18 protein-coding genes are annotated in these 13,586 nt (G+C 61.2%); 12 read left to right on the forward strand and 6 right to left on the reverse strand.

The features are described 5' to 3' along the window. Window positions 1-89: 89 nt before the first annotated feature. The gene (asnA, locus tag AB5Y76_RS07260; protein ID WP_100647061.1) at window positions 90-1,082 is read right to left on the reverse strand and encodes an aspartate--ammonia ligase; all 993 of its coding nucleotides are present in this window, start codon (window positions 1,080-1,082) and stop codon (window positions 90-92) included. A gap of 154 nt (window positions 1,083-1,236) precedes the next feature. Here asnA and asnC point away from each other — a divergent pair, with 154 nt between their 5' ends. Next, the gene (gene asnC / locus AB5Y76_RS07265; protein WP_005339783.1) at window positions 1,237-1,698 is read left to right on the forward strand and encodes a transcriptional regulator AsnC; all 462 of its coding nucleotides are present in this window, start codon (window positions 1,237-1,239) and stop codon (window positions 1,696-1,698) included. A gap of 62 nt (window positions 1,699-1,760) precedes the next feature. Here the strand turns inward: asnC and AB5Y76_RS07270 are convergent, their stop codons facing one another. Continuing rightward, window positions 1,761-2,525: a substrate-binding periplasmic protein gene (locus AB5Y76_RS07270; RefSeq protein ID WP_368177701.1), complete on the reverse strand. Its 765-nt coding sequence runs from the start codon at window positions 2,523-2,525 to the stop codon at window positions 1,761-1,763. Between the two features lie 87 nt (window positions 2,526-2,612). Between AB5Y76_RS07270 and AB5Y76_RS07275 the strand changes: the two genes are divergently transcribed. Continuing rightward, a complete protein-coding gene (locus AB5Y76_RS07275) occupies window positions 2,613-3,149 on the forward strand; it encodes a DUF2301 domain-containing membrane protein (protein ID WP_368177702.1) in 537 nt (178 codons plus the stop codon). On the opposite strand, the gene AB5Y76_RS07280 is transcribed toward AB5Y76_RS07275, so the two are convergent. Continuing rightward, window positions 3,146-3,550, reverse strand: a complete 405-nt coding sequence (locus AB5Y76_RS07280) for a CBS domain-containing protein (RefSeq protein WP_139742491.1) — start codon at window positions 3,548-3,550, stop codon at window positions 3,146-3,148. The two genes, AB5Y76_RS07275 and AB5Y76_RS07280, sit on opposite strands and share 4 nt — an antisense overlap. Window positions 3,551-3,712: 162 nt before the next feature. Between AB5Y76_RS07280 and AB5Y76_RS07285 the strand changes: the two genes are divergently transcribed. Further along, complete coding sequence (locus AB5Y76_RS07285; RefSeq protein WP_236317144.1) at window positions 3,713-4,417, forward strand: SDR family oxidoreductase; 705 nt, start codon at window positions 3,713-3,715, stop codon at window positions 4,415-4,417. On the opposite strand, the gene AB5Y76_RS07290 is transcribed toward AB5Y76_RS07285, so the two are convergent. Further along, window positions 4,343-4,918, reverse strand: a complete 576-nt coding sequence (locus AB5Y76_RS07290; protein ID WP_368177703.1) for a 2-amino-4-hydroxy-6-hydroxymethyldihydropteridine diphosphokinase — start codon at window positions 4,916-4,918, stop codon at window positions 4,343-4,345. The genes AB5Y76_RS07285 and AB5Y76_RS07290 overlap by 75 nt on opposite strands. Window positions 4,919-5,042: 124 nt before the next feature. Here AB5Y76_RS07290 and AB5Y76_RS07295 point away from each other — a divergent pair, with 124 nt between their 5' ends. The 4 genes from AB5Y76_RS07295 (at window position 5,043) to AB5Y76_RS07310 (ending at window position 8,440) form a co-directional block, all read left to right on the forward strand. Beyond that, on the forward strand, window positions 5,043-5,135 hold the full coding sequence (locus AB5Y76_RS07295) for a YnhF family membrane protein (RefSeq protein WP_005339800.1): 93 nt from the start codon (window positions 5,043-5,045) through the stop codon (window positions 5,133-5,135). Between the two features lie 103 nt (window positions 5,136-5,238). Continuing rightward, complete coding sequence (locus AB5Y76_RS07300) at window positions 5,239-6,639, forward strand: HAMP domain-containing sensor histidine kinase (RefSeq protein WP_005339801.1); 1,401 nt, start codon at window positions 5,239-5,241, stop codon at window positions 6,637-6,639. Between the two features lie 5 nt (window positions 6,640-6,644). After that, window positions 6,645-7,163 carry a hypothetical protein gene (locus tag AB5Y76_RS07305; RefSeq protein WP_040070048.1) on the forward strand — a complete coding sequence of 173 codons (519 nt, stop codon included), beginning with the start codon at window positions 6,645-6,647 and terminating at the stop codon, window positions 7,161-7,163. Next, complete coding sequence (locus AB5Y76_RS07310) at window positions 7,160-8,440, forward strand: sigma 54-interacting transcriptional regulator (RefSeq protein WP_368177704.1); 1,281 nt, start codon at window positions 7,160-7,162, stop codon at window positions 8,438-8,440. The genes AB5Y76_RS07305 and AB5Y76_RS07310 overlap by 4 nt, the downstream gene beginning before the upstream one ends. A gap of 1 nt (window position 8,441) precedes the next feature. Here AB5Y76_RS07310 and AB5Y76_RS07315 read toward each other — a convergent pair whose 3' ends face one another. Continuing rightward, on the reverse strand, window positions 8,442-8,924 hold the full coding sequence (locus AB5Y76_RS07315) for a DUF1097 domain-containing protein (RefSeq protein WP_005339809.1): 483 nt from the start codon (window positions 8,922-8,924) through the stop codon (window positions 8,442-8,444). A 368-nt stretch (window positions 8,925-9,292) separates the two neighbouring features. Between AB5Y76_RS07315 and msrP the strand changes: the two genes are divergently transcribed. Both msrP and msrQ read left to right on the forward strand, forming a co-directional pair. Beyond that, window positions 9,293-10,294 (forward strand): protein-methionine-sulfoxide reductase catalytic subunit MsrP, encoded by a 1,002-nt coding sequence (msrP, locus tag AB5Y76_RS07320; protein ID WP_005356348.1) that lies wholly within the window; start codon window positions 9,293-9,295, stop codon window positions 10,292-10,294. Further along, the gene (gene msrQ / locus AB5Y76_RS07325) at window positions 10,285-10,911 is read left to right on the forward strand and encodes a protein-methionine-sulfoxide reductase heme-binding subunit MsrQ (protein ID WP_368177705.1); all 627 of its coding nucleotides are present in this window, start codon (window positions 10,285-10,287) and stop codon (window positions 10,909-10,911) included. Before msrP ends, msrQ begins: the two co-directional genes overlap by 10 nt. On the opposite strand, the gene AB5Y76_RS07330 is transcribed toward msrQ, so the two are convergent. After that, window positions 10,908-11,156, reverse strand: a complete 249-nt coding sequence (locus AB5Y76_RS07330; RefSeq protein WP_115521583.1) for a PepSY domain-containing protein — start codon at window positions 11,154-11,156, stop codon at window positions 10,908-10,910. The two genes, msrQ and AB5Y76_RS07330, sit on opposite strands and share 4 nt — an antisense overlap. A 63-nt stretch (window positions 11,157-11,219) precedes the next feature. On the opposite strand from AB5Y76_RS07330, the gene AB5Y76_RS07335 reads away from it, so the two are divergent. Genes AB5Y76_RS07335 through AB5Y76_RS07345 form a run of 3 tightly spaced genes read left to right on the forward strand, consistent with a single transcriptional unit; the run spans window position 11,220 to window position 13,582 of the window. Next, complete coding sequence (locus AB5Y76_RS07335) at window positions 11,220-11,558, forward strand: PepSY domain-containing protein (RefSeq protein WP_005341875.1); 339 nt, start codon at window positions 11,220-11,222, stop codon at window positions 11,556-11,558. A 21-nt stretch (window positions 11,559-11,579) separates the two neighbouring features. After that, window positions 11,580-12,236 carry a response regulator transcription factor gene (locus AB5Y76_RS07340; protein WP_005339826.1) on the forward strand — a complete coding sequence of 219 codons (657 nt, stop codon included), beginning with the start codon at window positions 11,580-11,582 and terminating at the stop codon, window positions 12,234-12,236. Then, window positions 12,233-13,582, forward strand: coding sequence for a sensor histidine kinase (locus tag AB5Y76_RS07345; RefSeq protein ID WP_265774322.1), 1,350 nt, complete (start codon window positions 12,233-12,235; stop codon window positions 13,580-13,582). Before AB5Y76_RS07340 ends, AB5Y76_RS07345 begins: the two co-directional genes overlap by 4 nt. Window positions 13,583-13,586: the final 4 nt, after the last annotated feature.

The raw sequence follows: 13,586 nt of genomic DNA on the forward strand, positions 1-13,586 counted from the left end.
ACTGCGCTCGTTCAGTCCGCACCGCCACACACCTTCAGGGCTGACCCGCGTGCCACTGCGCACAGGCCAGACCAATGAAATAAACGCGTTTACAGCATGCCCGGGATAGCGGCCTTCATTTCAGATGGCCACACACCAACCTGTACCTGCCCGATATGCTCTTTTTGCAGCAGCAACATGGCCAGACGGGATTGGCCGATGCCGCCGCCGATGGTCTGCGGCATCCGTGCTGCCAGCAGATCCTGATGCCAGTCGTACTGCAGGCGATCCTCGTCGCCGGTGATGGCGAGCTGGCGGCGCAGCGCCTCGGCATCGACCCGGATCCCCATGGAGGAGATCTCGAAGCTGTCTTGCAGCACCGGGTTCCACACCAGAATGTCGCCGTTCAGACCCGCCAGACCCAGCTCGCTGTGGCTGCTCCAGTCGTCGTAATCCGGGGCGCGGACATCGTGACGCTCACCGTGGGAGAGGGCACCGCCGATGCCGATCAGGAACACGGCCCCCAGCTCTTTGGCGATGGCACGCTCGCGCCCCTTGGCATCTAGGTCCGGGTAACGGGCCAGCAGCTCTTCGCTGTGCAGGAACTGGATCTCGGCCGGCAGGAAGGGGGTCAGCTCATGCTCGGCACAGACCGCGCGCTCGGTGGCCTTGATGGCGGCCCAGATACCGCGCACGGTTTCCTGCAGATAGGCCAGATCGCGGCGCTCGCTCGGCATCACCTTCTCCCAGTCCCACTGATCCACGTAGACGGAGTGGATGGGGGTGAGCTTGTCTTCATCCGGACGCAGCGCCTTCATGTGGGTGTAGATCCCTTCGCCCGGGCCGAAGCCGAAGCGACCCAGGGTCTGGCGCTTCCATTTGGCCAGTGAATGGACCACTTCGTAGCTGTGCTCCGGCAGGGTTTTCACTTTGACCTGCACTGCATTCTCATGGCCAGAGAGGTTGTCCTGAGTGCCATCACCGACCCGGCTCAGAATGGGGGCTTGTACCTCCATCAGACCCAGCTGCTGGGCGAGTTGGCGGGAGAACATCTCTTTGACGAAGCTGATCTGCTGTTGGCTGCGAATGTAGTGCTGTTTCATGCTGAATTCCTGTTTCAAACCCCGTTGGATGTGGTGATTCTTCAACGGAATGCCAACCAAATTCAATATTCGATAATAGAAATAGGCTTTGTGTATTTTTTTCTTCAAAATAAGCCGTTATTTAATGAGGTATCGTCAACGGGAGTGCAAAAAAATGCCGGAAAATTACCGGATCGATAATCTCGATCAGGCCATCCTCACCGCCCTGATGGAGAATGCGCGGATCCCTTACGCCGAACTTGCGAAACAACTGGCGGTCAGCCCGGGCACCATCCATGTGCGGGTGGAGAAGATGAAACAGGCGGGGATCATCGAGGGGACACGGGTGCAGGTTAACCCCAAGAAGCTGGGTTACGACGTCTGCTGCTTTATCGGGATCAATCTGAAGAGTGCCAAGGATTACCCCTCGGCACTGGCCAAGCTGCAGGCGCTGGACGAAGTGGTGGAGGCCTACTACACCACGGGCCACTACAGCATCTTCATGAAGGTGATGACCCGCTCCATCGACGAGCTGCAGATAGTGCTGATCAACAAGATCCAGACCATCGACGAGATCCAGTCCACTGAAACCCTGATTTCGCTGCAGAATCCGATCCTGCGGGACGTGAAGCCTTGAGGTGGGTTGTATAAGGGGTAGGGTGTAGAGATCCATCTCCCGTGCGAAACCCTGACCCCTGATCAGGGTTCGATATAGGGGATGGCGTACTTGTCGTAGAGGGCCTTGAGGCTGCCGTTTCGCTTCATGCGCAGCAGTTCGGCATCGTAGGCCGCCATCAGGGCGGGGGTCTGTGCATCCGCCCGTGCACGGGCCCAGGTGTTGAAGTAGGGGCTGCTCTTGAGCGGTTTGGGCAGGTAATCGACTTTGCCTGTCAGCCCCTCCTCCTTGATTTGGGTGAAGGCGGTGACCAGCGGCATGGGCACGGTATCGATCCGTCCGGCCAGCAGTTTGCGCAGTTGCAGCTGGTTCATGGTGATCTCCTGGAAGTGATAGGAGGGGTCGGTCATCGCCACCGCCAGTTCAGGGGTGTAGGAGAAATCCTTGGTCACGCCGATGCGCCAGGGTTTGAGATCGGCCAGCGTTTCGTAGCGGATCTTCATCAGGTCCGCCTTGCGCACGAAGAAGTGCCAGCTGTGGCGAAGATGGGCCTGTTGGGGATAGATGAGATAACTCTCCCGCTCCGCCTTGTAGGAGTGGGTCATCACCAGGTCGCAGGCGCCAGTTTCGGCGTTGCGGGTGAGGCGGGCGCCGGAGTCGGCCAGCTCGATCCGAAAGGGCGTTTCCAGCTTGTCGAAGATGGCGGTGACGATGTCGATATCGAGCCCACGGGGTTTCTGATCGGCATCGAGAAACTTGAGCGGGGGCTCCATGGTGCCGCAGATCACCAGCTCTTTGGCGGGCAATCCGAGTGGAAACAGCAACCAAAACAGGGGGATCACACGCAAACTACGTCTCCTGAGCCCGTTTGAAGATATTCCAAGACCTGATTCCAGTATATTGGATGGCACCTGATCCGTTAGAAGCGACTGTTTATGGCAAATCCTGAAATCGAGAGCCCGCTGGACGGGATCGACAAGTTGACCGTCTCGCTCTACCGCCTTGGCTTGAGTGCGGCAGCCTTGTTGCTGCTTTGCCGCGGTGCGGCGCTGCTGAGCGGGATGGCACTGCTCCCGTCGGCACAATTGTTGATGTCACTTGCAGTGGCAAGCGCAATCTGCGGCTTCTCGCTGCATATCTACGACAAGCGGATTCGCCTGATTCTGCAGGGGTTTGGTTGGGGCGCACTGGCCCTGGCTGCGGTAGGGGCGCCGGATGCGCTGGTGCTGGGAGCTGCGTTGGCGACCCTCTCCGGGTTGGCGTTCAAGGAGCAGTTTTGCTTCGCCATTCCCGGCATCAAGCTGGTGCCCATTTTTTTGCCGGCGTTATGGCTGCTGGAGTGGTTGCGGGTGGAGTGGGCCGCCGCATTGGTGGCGCTGGTCTGCGGCGCCCTGTTGACTTTGCTGGCGCTGGCCAAGTGGCGGATGCCCCTGCACTTCGATATCGGTGACAAGGGGCGTTACCAGATTTAGGTCTGCTGGCACACCTTCATCTGCTGGTTGAGGGCCTGCATCACCTGACGGCGGCTGATGATGCCGACCACCTTGCCCTGTTGCAGCACCGGGTAGATCTTGGGCTTGGCGTCAGCCATCTGGCGGGCCAGCTCCAGAATACTCTCATCCGGCCCGACCGAGAGGGGCGAGCGGTTCATCAGATCCTCCACCCGGGTGCGGGTATCGCAGTGGTAGCTGCCGGTGAGCAGGCTGGGGATGCAGTCTTGTTCGGAAAGAAAGCCGATCAGCCGTTTCTGCTCATCCAGCACCGGCAGGCCGCCAAGACCCGATTGATGCAGGCGATCCAGCGCTTCTGCCAGGCCGAGTCCGGCAGTGAGGGAGTGGGTCAGGCGACCCATGTGGTGGTGTACTTTCAGCATGGTGGTGACTCCGCAAGAGGGGGATGCCGCCACTATGACGCGGGCGGGTAGCTCGCGACCAATGGCTTGTGCCGCAGGGATTGATAGGCACAAGCCATCGGCGGTGATCCGCTGGCAGGCGGGCTTCGTTCATGCAAGACCATGAAAGGGAAAGGAGAGCGTATGCGTGCATTGGTTACGGGCTGCGGCCGTCGACTCGGATTTTATCTCTGTGAACAGCTGGTGGCAGCGGGCTGGCAGGTGACGGGCAGTTATCGCAGCGAGCGGCCGGAGCTGGCCACGCTGGCTGCATTGGGGGTCGAGCTGGTGCAGGCGGATTTTGGCCGGGAAGAGGACGTTGGCAAGCTGATCGATGTGCTGGCTGCCCATCAGGATCTGGCGCTGGTGATCCACAACGCCTCGGCCTTCGAGCCGCAGGTAACAGATCCGGCGGCGCAACTGGCCCAGTTCGAGCAGTTCTACCGGGTACACATGGCGGCCCCCTTCCAGCTCAACCGGGCGCTGGCCCCCCGGCTGGCCAGCAATCCCAACGCCAGCATCATTCATATCACCGATATCTATATCCATGCCCCGGCCCCCCGTTTTGCCAGCTATGTGGCCACCAAGGCGGGAGCCCATTCGCTGGCCATGAGCTTTGCCCGGGAGCTGGCGCCTGCGGTGCGAGTCAACACCATAGAGCCGGGGCCAATCCTGTTTCTCGACGAGCATGACGAGGCATGGCGCCAGCAGGTGTTGGCGAAAACACCGCTGGCGCGGGAGGGGGGACTTGAGCCCATCTGGCAGGCGGTGCAGTTACTGATGGGGAACAGTTATATGACGGGGGCCAGCATCAAGGTAGATGGCGGGCGGGCGCTGGCCACTCTCTGAAGATTTGCCAAGCACCAGCGGCTCCAGCCCGACCTGCCGGGTCAGCAAGCCCTTGCCGGGTTTGAGCTTGCCCGACGGGGCGGGGAGCATCACTTGCAGCGCCACCTTGGGGTCATGCACCTCGCCATGGCCATAGAGCTCTGCCAGCAGCTCCGCCAGATAGGAATCGACCTCTGCCGAGGCAAAGTCACCGCTCCTGTTGCTGGCCAGAATATCGATGTCGAGCGGCCGGTCGTGCACCTTGCAGAGCGGATCGCTGCGATCCCGGCCGTGAGCCACTTCAAGGGCGACAAAGTGCTGCTTGAGGCGGGTGGCATCGAGCGGGCTCTCCACCACCAGCAGGCAGTTGAGAAAGTCGTGGCTGGAGTGCATTCCCACCGGCTTGGTGCGGATCACCGAACTCAGCCGCAGGGGGCCGACGTTCGCAAACAGCTCAGCCAGCGCGCGGCTGACATGAATATGCGGGTCAATATTGGAACCAATGCTACACAGATAGAACATGCTCACCTTCCCGGGGTTGGGCTCATCTGAAATGTATACGCAGCTCACGGTTATCGGATTAACTATGGCTTAACATTGTCTTATCTATTGTGATCCGGCACTGATTGGCAGAAAGGAGGTTTGCATGAGTGTGGAGCTGAAATGGGCGCTGTTGACCGCCTCGGGCGCGCTGGCGATGATCATGATTATCTGTCTGGCCTCTGTCGCGTTGGCGTGAATCACCACAATCCAGATAATACAAACCGGCCTGTTGGCCGGTTTTGTTTTTTGGGGCGGTGCGGCTATGCTGGCGCACCGGTGAGAATGCAAGAGAAGAGATGATGACCAAGGTTCGCCCACGCTCCCTGCTGCAGGTGGTATTGATGGGATTTGTGCTGGTGTTGATGCCACTGGGCGGCATGATCTGGCACAACAGCACCTCCCTTGCCCACCTCAGTCAGCTCACCAGCGACGAGATGGAGCGGGCGGTCAAGGATACCCGCCGCGCCACCCTGCTGACGGCGCAAGCCATCGATATCGAACGCACCTTGCGCCGTTTCGCGGTGCTGGGGGATCGCCGCAGTCTCACCAGCTACCAGCAGCAACTCGACGGGTATCGGGTGTTGCTGGCGGAACACCGCAACTCCATCACCGACGGCCAGCTTTACAGCGGGCTCGATCAGGGGCTGGCCTGGCTCGACAGCCTGCAGGATGCCGCGCTGGCCCGGGCGGCGGCAGCGGGGGACAAGCTTGAGCAGTTCAACGATGCCAACAAGCAGCTCGAAATAGTCACCCGCAGCCGGGTTGACGAACACATGGATCGGGTGCAGCTCACCATCGCCGGACTGACCAGTGAACTCTGGTGGGTGAGCGGAGCGGTGGCGGCGCTCAGCCTGCTGATGGTCTTTATCTTCACCTACCTCATCATCCACCCGGTACGACAGATTGAGTCGCGCATCTTGAGCCTGGGTGCCGGGGTCGAACCCGATCCCAAGCCGGTTGACGGCCCTGCCGAGCTGGTATTGCTGGGGGAGCGGATCGTCTGGCTGCACGACAAGCTCAAGGAGCTGGAGCTGCAGAAATACCAGTTCCTGCGTCATGTTTCCCACGAGCTCAAGACCCCGCTGGCGGTGCTGCGGGAGGGGACGGATCTGCTCTGCGAGCAGCTGGTCGGGCCTTTGACGCCGGATCAGCTGGAGATCTGCCAGATGCTCGACGAGAACAGTCGGCGTTTGCAGACCCTGATCGAGCGTCTGCTCGACTTCAACCGGCTCAGTCAGCAGGAGGCATTCGAACTGGAGCCCGTCCCCCTGCTGCCGATGTTGTCGGAACTTTCTGCCGAGTACCGGCTGGCATTGGAGTCCAAGCAGATCCGTGTACACTTGCCGACCGTGCCGGTTACCCTGTGGGCGGAGCCCTACCGGCTACGACTGATCCTCGATAACCTCTTCTCCAACGCCGTCAGTTACGGCGCCAGCGGAGGCAATATCTGGATCAGGGCAGGGCAGGATGAACAGATAAGCTGGCTGGAAGTGGCCAACGAGGGGCCCAAGATCCCCGTGGCCGATCAGCAACGCATTTTTGAACCCTTCGAGCAAGGCAGCACAGTGCGGCAAGGTCTCTTGAAAGGCTCGGGCATGGGCCTCTCCATCGCCCGCGAGTCTGCCAACAGCCTGGGGGGGGAACTGGTTCTGGTAGAGGATGAACAGGCGGATGTCTGTTTCAGGTTGACGTTGAAATGAGGACTATGAAGATACAACGCGTATTTCCAGCTCTGATGGCAGGGCTGCTCGCGGGTTGCTCCTTGCTGCCGCAACAGGCACAGCGGGAGTCCTCCGATATCGCTTTTGCCAAGCGGATGGAGTTTGCCAACAAGGAGATGCAGGTGCGTCTGCAATACTCCGACTGGCTGCTGGCCAGTCACCCCCAGCAACGGGTGCAGGAGCGTCAGCGTCTGAAAGGGGCCGACGATCTGGAGAGCCGGGTCAGTCTGGCGATGGTGGACTCCCACCCCGCTGAATCTGTGGCCAATCGCACCGCCGGTCTGGCGCGCCTGAAGCAGATGCTGCCCGAGCTGGGGCTCGATGCGCAGGCCTTTTTGCGCAGCTGGATCGCCCTCGGCGAGCAGCTGCTGGCTCGCGACAGCCGTCGTGATGACCAGAGTCAGGAGATCCAGCGGCTGCGCCGCCAGATCGAGCAGCTGACCGCTATCGACGACCAGCTCAACCAGCGCAAGCTGAACGAGAATCGTGAGGTAATACCATGAGCCGGATCCTGTTGGTGGATGACGACGTCAGCCTGCTCAAACTGATGAGCATGCGGCTGCGCAGTCAGGGTTATGAAGTGGATACCGCCGACAGCGCGGAAGGGGCTCTCGACCGGTTGCGTCAGCAACGGGCCGATCTGGTGCTGAGCGATCTGCGGATGGCCGGCATGGACGGTCTGGCGCTGTTCGAGCGGATCCAGGCCCAGTGGCTGGGGTTGCCGGTGATCATCATGACCGCCCACGGCACCATCCCGGATGCCATTCAGGCGACCCGCTCCGGGGTCTTCAGCTTTCTGACCAAACCCATCAACAAGGATGAGCTGTTCGCCACCATCGAACATGCGCTGAGTTTGACCCGGCCGAAACAGCAGCAGGAGTGGCAGTCGCTGATCCTGACCCGCAATCCCCAGCTGGAGCAGCTGCTGATCCAGGCTCACAGCATCGCCACCATGGAGGTGCCGGTGCTGATCATGGGGCCGTCAGGCTCCGGCAAGGGGGCGATGGCGCAGGCGCTGCATCAGGCCAGCCAGCGGCGCGACAAGCCGCTCCATACCATCAACTGCGCCGCCATTCCGTGGGCGTCACTCGACTTGCAGCTGTTTGGTGAAGATGGCCACTCAGGGCTGTTCGAACAAGCCAAGGGGGCGACCCTGTTTCTCGACGAGATTGGCAGCCTCTCCGAATCCCTGCAGGCCAAGCTGCTGCAGGTGATGGAGGAGTATGGTCAGGGCACGCCGGAGGTGCGGGTGCTCAGCTCCAGTCATCAGGATCTGGTCAAGGCGATGGAGGAGGGGCGCTTTCGGGAAGATCTCTTCTACCGTCTCAACGTCGCCAATATCACCTTGCCGTCTCTCAGTGCCCGCAGCGAGGATATCCCCCTGCTGGCCCGTCAGGCCCTCGACGATTACCGCAGTCGCAACGGCGACTGCGCCGCCATGGGCTTTTCACCCGAGGCGCTGGCGATGCTGGCAGCGGCGGCCTGGCCCGGCAACGTGCGCCAGCTCTGCAACGTGGTGGAGCAGCTCGCCAGCCTCTGTTGCAGCCCGGTGATCGGGGTCTCCATGGTGGAGTCCGCCCTGAGCGGTGGTGGCGGCGGCATCCCCTCGTTCAACGAGGCGCGGGCCGAATTCGAGAAGGAGTATCTGATCCGTTTGCTGCGCACCACCGAGGGCAACGTGACCCTGGCGGCCAACATGGCGGGCAGAAACCGTACCGATTTCTACAAGTTATTGAATCGGCACGGTATTGAAGCAGCAAACTTCAAATCGAAGGGATAAATCAGGCGGGATCAACCACCGCCGGAGCGGCATCGGCTTTTTGAGTTTTATGGGAGAGCCAGAGGCCGCTCGCCTTCATCAGGTAACCGAACAAGGCGCCAATGATGAGGGAGGGCAGGATCAGCCGCCACTCGCCAGCAGCTCCGAAGGTGGCACAGCAACCGGCAAAAGTGCCGGGAATGTAGCCGAGCCACTGCTGCTTGGCCTGTACGCACATCAGGGTGGCGACTACCCCCGTCATCACATAACCCGCCACACCCGCTCCCCACAGACTGTCGCCATGGATCAGCAGCAGTGCCCACAGCATGCCGCTGGTGTTGCAGAAGATGGTCTGCAGCAGCGCCTTGTAGCCACCGCTTGACGCGAAATAGCTGGTGCAGCCGAGAAAGCCGACCCAGGAGATAAGGCCGAACGCGACGGCAATCCAGCCCCAGACGGCGGAGAGAATTCCAGTGGTGATGGCGATGGCGATCAGTGGGCTCATGGGGCGACTCTTCAGTTGGCTTCGCAAAATGGGCAGCCTACCCCCGGTAATCGGGGCGGCAAGCGGGGGCCGAATTGTGTGTGATCTTCATCACCCTTTTCAACTCAGGAATACGCTTGCGCTCGCGAAAAAAATTCATTGGTGACCTGCCTGACAGTCGGCCATAGTTAGAGGCCCTGTCCTGCTCATGGAGTGAGTCTGATGGCGCCAAATGTGATCGTTCCCCTGCTGGTGTTCGTAGTCCTGTTTCTGGTCGGCACCATGGCCAAGGCACTGCCCCTGCACCACATGATGTAAATTTGTGTGAAATAAAAATCTGCCGGGGCGGGTCTTATCCATACTGCCTCACTCAGCCCCGGGAGTTTTTCATGTTGATCAAGCGTCGTACCGCCCACCCCCTCACCGAACAGGATGTCACCCCGGAAGCCGTCTATCAGGACCGCCGCCTTATTCTCAAAGGGCTGGGTCTGGGCGCAGCCACCCTGGCGTTTCCCACTCAGGCCGGTGTACTCGATCTGCTGCGCGGTAAAGAGGATGCTCCCCAGTTAGCCACCAAGCCGCTTAACAGCAAGCCTGCCGAGCGCCCGGCCAATCTGGTACTGACACCGGAAGAGAAGGCCACCAGTTACAACAACTTCTATGAGCTGGGCACCGACAAGTCCGACCCGGCTCGCAACGGCCATTACCTCAAGCCCGAACCCTGGACCCTCAAGGTGGAGGGGGAGGTGGCCAAGCCCTTTACCCTCGATGTGTGGGATCTCATCAACAAGAGCGAGCTGGAGGAGCGGATCTACCGGCTGCGCTGCGTCGAAGCCTGGTCCATGGTGCTGCCCTGGAATGGCATCTCGCTGGCGGAGATCATCCGCCGTGCCGAGCCCACCAGTCGTGCCAAGTTTGTCGCCTTCGAAACCCTGTTTGATCCGAAACAGCTGCCGGGGCAGGCCTCCAGTTTGGGGGGCGGCATCGAGTATCCCTACGTCGAAGGGCTGCGTATCGACGAGGCGATGCACCCTCTCTCTTTCCTTGCGATGGGACTCTACGGCAAGACCCTGCCCGCCCAGAATGGCGCGCCGATCCGGTTGGTAGTGCCGTGGAAGTACGGCTTCAAGAGCATCAAGAGCATCGTCTCGATCCGGCTGGTGGAGGAGATGCCGCCGACCACCTGGAACCTGCTGGCTCCCAACGAATATGGCTTCTACGCCAACGTCAATCCACAGGTGGATCATCCGCGCTGGAGTCAGGCCAGCGAGCGCTTTATCGGCGAGGGCGGGGTGTTTGGCGCCAAGCGTCAGCCGACCCTGATGTTCAACGGCTATGGTGACGAAGTCGCCTCGCTCTATCAGGGGATGGATCTGCGCCAATGGTACTGAGATTGAAACCGGCCCATATCAACGGCTTGCGGGCACTGGTGCATCTGGGCGCTCTCAGCTTCCTGCTCTGGCTGGGGTTTGCCATTCCGGCAGGCCTGCTGGGGGGCGATCCGGTGCCCGAGCTTATCCACTACCTCGGCAAGGGGGCGCTCAACCTGCTGCTGCTCACCCTGCTGGTGTCGCCGCTGGCCAAGCGCTGGCGGCAGGGGCAGCTCATCAAGCTGCGCCGCCCCCTCGGGCTCTGGTGTTTTGCCTGGGCGCTGCTCCACTTCATGGCGTGGCTGGGGCTAGATCTGCAGTTTGACTGGGGTCTGATTGGCGGCGAGCTGGTCAAGCGCAGCTATATCGTGGTGGGGATGGTGGCCCTGTTGCTGCTGGCCGCCCTCAGCATCACCTCGCTGCCCGTATTGCAGCGCAGCATGGGCGCCGCATGGCAGAAGCTGCACAACTGGATCTATGCCATCGCCCTGCTGGTGCCGGTGCATTACTGGTGGTCGCTCAAGAGCGGTTGGGGGGAGCCCCTCATCTACCTGCTGCTGGCCTGCGCCCTGCTCTGGCCGAGACGGGAGAAACTGCTGCGCCCCATGCGGGGGCGCTGGAATGCAAAAGAGGCCTAATCGGCCTCTTGTTGTTTGATCTCGCCAGTGTAGGCATCGACGATAAGATGCACCTTCTGATCCTTGCGATTGAGGGTTTTGACCTCGAATTTGTCCCCTTCCAGCTCCACTTCCCGAATGTCGTGATACCCTTGCGCCAGCAGGAGTTTGACCAGCCCGGCCATGTCGAGACGGCTCTGGGCCGCCCAGCTTGTGGCACTCAACAGGCAAAGGATCAGCAGGAAACTGCGCGGGATCATATTCATTCCGGATTCATGGCTGGCAGACTATAAACGCCATTATGTTAGGTTTTTGGAGATGAATCATCCATGAATAGAGCGCTCCCTCTGCTTGGGTTATTGCTGCCGTTGCTGGCACAGGCGGTCACGCCTGATGAAGCCCAGCTGCAGCAAGCTGTCCATGAGGGACGGGTTCGGCCCTTCCATGAAATGATGGAAGTGGCGGCCAGATTGCCGGTGCGGGTGTTGCGGGTGGATCTGGGGGAAGAGGATGGTATCTGGCTCTATGAACTGCGAGTCATCGATCGGGAGAACAGCGTGATCAAGGTGGCCTATCGGGCCGACAACCTTGAGCTGGTGTGGGCCAAGGGCCACCATCTGGAGCGGCTGTTCGAACCGCCAAAGCCCCCGGTCGAGGATGATGAATAACCCCTGTGTGGAAGCCTGTTCATGCGAATTCTGATTGTTGAAGACGAAAAAATTCTGGCTGGCCAGCTGGCCGAACAGCTGCGCCTCTCCGGCTTTGTCACCGACCTCTGCCACGACGGCAACGAGGCCGGTTTCCTCGGTGAGACCGAACCCTACGACGCCATCATTCTCGACCTCGGCCTGCCGGGGCGCGATGGCCTGAGCGTGCTGAAGGAGTGGCGCAGCAAGGGGATCGATACCCCTGTGCTGGTGCTGACCGCCCGTGGCCAGCTGCACGAGAAGATCGAGGGGCTCAACGCCGGTGCCGATGACTACCTCACCAAGCCGTTCCAGGTGGCCGAGCTGGTAGCGCGGGTCCATGCGCTGGTGCGCCGGGCGGCAGGCAACGCCAGCTCCATTCTGGAGATTGGTGGGGTGCGGCTCGACATGGCGGCGTCGCAGGTGTGGTACGAAGGGACCCCCATCAAGCTGACCGCCCACGAGTTCCGGGTGCTGGGTTACCTGATGCAGCACCGGGGCAAGGTGGTGTCGCGCAGCGAGCTGATCGACCACATCTATGCTCAGGATTTTGACCGTGACTCCAATACCGTGGAGGTGTTCATCGGCCGGATCCGCAAGAAAACCAACCCGGATCTGATTGAGACAGTGCGCGGCCTCGGGTACCGGATCAACGAATGAGGCTGGTGAGAACCCTGCGGGGGCGACTGGTCGCCATCGCGCTGGTGTGGTGCGGGCTGTTTCTGTTCGCCACCGGTTTCAGCCTGCAGACCATGATGCGCAACTACTGGCAGGAGGCGGAGGCCGACGGCCTTCGCCTGCAGCTTTATGATCTGCTCTCCCGGCTGGAAGTGGCCAAAACCGGCCTGCCGGTGGTCACCGGCTCCCTCTCCGATCCCCGCTTCAATCAACCCTACTCCGGCTACTATTGGCAGCTGGAATTGGGCCGCGATGTGGTGGGGCGCTCCCGTTCCCTATGGGATACCAACCTGAAGAGCGATGGCCTCAAGTCGGCGTTTGGCGATCCCGACCTCTTCGTCGGCAAGGGGCCCAACAAGGAGCCGCTGCTGATCATGACCCGCACCGTGCTGCTGCCCGGTTCGGATCGGGTCTTCACTCTGGTGATGGCCAAGGACAGCAGCGCCCTGACCCAGACCCTCAACAAGACCCGCATCAGCCTGTTCCTCGGTCTCGGCTTTGCTGCCGCCGGTCTGGTGCTCGGCTTCATGTTCCAGATCGTCTACGGTTTGCGGCCGCTGCACCTGCTGCGCCGTGAACTGGGGCGGGTTCACGAGGGTCATCAGGAGGGGTTCCGGCTGCGCTATCCGCTGGAGATCCAGCCGCTGGTGGAGGATATCAACCGGCTGCTGCACCACTACGGCGAGCTGCTGCAGCGGGCGCGATCCCACACCGGCAATCTGGCCCACGCCCTCAAAACGCCGCTCAGCATCCTGCGCAATCAGGTGGCCCAGTTGCCGCCGGAGGATCAGGCTGCCATCGGCGAGCAGCTCGACCAGATCCAGCGCCATATCGATTACCACCTCGGCAAGGCACGGGTGACCGGCGCCGCCAAGATCCTCGGGGTCTCGACCCCGGTGCGGGCGCGGGTGGAGTATATCTGCCGCGCCTTCTCCCGCCTCTATCCGGGCAAGACGGTGGATCTGCAAGTGCCCGCCAATCTGGCGGTCGGGGTGGAGGAGCAGGATTTCGATGAGATGGTAGGCAACCTGCTGGAGAACGCCTTCAAGTGGTCTGCCAGCGAGCTGCGCATCTCCAGCGCCGAGCTGGGGGGTTGGATCACCTTGCGTATCGAGGATGACGGCCCCGGTATGAGCGAGGATCAGATCGCCAAAGCGGTGCTGCGCGGGGTGCGGCTCGACGAGAAGGTGCCGGGCTCGGGCCTCGGTCTCAACATCGTATCCGATCTGGCTGAAGCCTATCGGGGCAGTTTCATCATGGGCCGCGCCGAACTGGGCGGTCTGGCCGCCTCCCTCTCGTTGCCCAAGGTGGCAAGAGTTGAGAGCTAGGCAT

The organism is Aeromonas sp. R1-2 (assembly GCF_040908505.1).
Taxonomy (GTDB): domain Bacteria; phylum Pseudomonadota; class Gammaproteobacteria; order Enterobacterales; family Aeromonadaceae; genus Aeromonas; species Aeromonas veronii.

Excerpts from the sequence above, each read along its gene's own strand:
- asnA (WP_100647061.1), bottom strand. The coding sequence starts at position 1,082 with ATGAAACAGCACTACATTCGCAGCCAACAGCAGATCAGCTTCGTCAAA.
- asnC (WP_005339783.1), top strand. The coding sequence starts at position 1,237 with ATGCCGGAAAATTACCGGATCGATAATCTCGATCAGGCCATCCTCACC.
- AB5Y76_RS07275 (WP_368177702.1), top strand. The coding sequence starts at position 2,613 with ATGGCAAATCCTGAAATCGAGAGCCCGCTGGACGGGATCGACAAGTTG.
- AB5Y76_RS07280 (WP_139742491.1), bottom strand. The coding sequence starts at position 3,550 with ATGCTGAAAGTACACCACCACATGGGTCGCCTGACCCACTCCCTCACT.
- AB5Y76_RS07285 (WP_236317144.1), top strand. The coding sequence starts at position 3,713 with ATGCGTGCATTGGTTACGGGCTGCGGCCGTCGACTCGGATTTTATCTC.
- AB5Y76_RS07290 (WP_368177703.1), bottom strand. The coding sequence starts at position 4,918 with ATGTTCTATCTGTGTAGCATTGGTTCCAATATTGACCCGCATATTCAT.
- AB5Y76_RS07295 (WP_005339800.1), top strand. The coding sequence starts at position 5,043 with ATGAGTGTGGAGCTGAAATGGGCGCTGTTGACCGCCTCGGGCGCGCTG.
- AB5Y76_RS07300 (WP_005339801.1), top strand. The coding sequence starts at position 5,239 with ATGACCAAGGTTCGCCCACGCTCCCTGCTGCAGGTGGTATTGATGGGA.
- AB5Y76_RS07305 (WP_040070048.1), top strand. The coding sequence starts at position 6,645 with ATGAAGATACAACGCGTATTTCCAGCTCTGATGGCAGGGCTGCTCGCG.
- AB5Y76_RS07310 (WP_368177704.1), top strand. The coding sequence starts at position 7,160 with ATGAGCCGGATCCTGTTGGTGGATGACGACGTCAGCCTGCTCAAACTG.
- AB5Y76_RS07315 (WP_005339809.1), bottom strand. The coding sequence starts at position 8,924 with ATGAGCCCACTGATCGCCATCGCCATCACCACTGGAATTCTCTCCGCC.
- msrP (WP_005356348.1), top strand. The coding sequence starts at position 9,293 with ATGTTGATCAAGCGTCGTACCGCCCACCCCCTCACCGAACAGGATGTC.
- msrQ (WP_368177705.1), top strand. The coding sequence starts at position 10,285 with ATGGTACTGAGATTGAAACCGGCCCATATCAACGGCTTGCGGGCACTG.
- AB5Y76_RS07330 (WP_115521583.1), bottom strand. The coding sequence starts at position 11,156 with ATGAATATGATCCCGCGCAGTTTCCTGCTGATCCTTTGCCTGTTGAGT.
- AB5Y76_RS07335 (WP_005341875.1), top strand. The coding sequence starts at position 11,220 with ATGAATAGAGCGCTCCCTCTGCTTGGGTTATTGCTGCCGTTGCTGGCA.
- AB5Y76_RS07340 (WP_005339826.1), top strand. The coding sequence starts at position 11,580 with ATGCGAATTCTGATTGTTGAAGACGAAAAAATTCTGGCTGGCCAGCTG.
- AB5Y76_RS07345 (WP_265774322.1), top strand. The coding sequence starts at position 12,233 with ATGAGGCTGGTGAGAACCCTGCGGGGGCGACTGGTCGCCATCGCGCTG.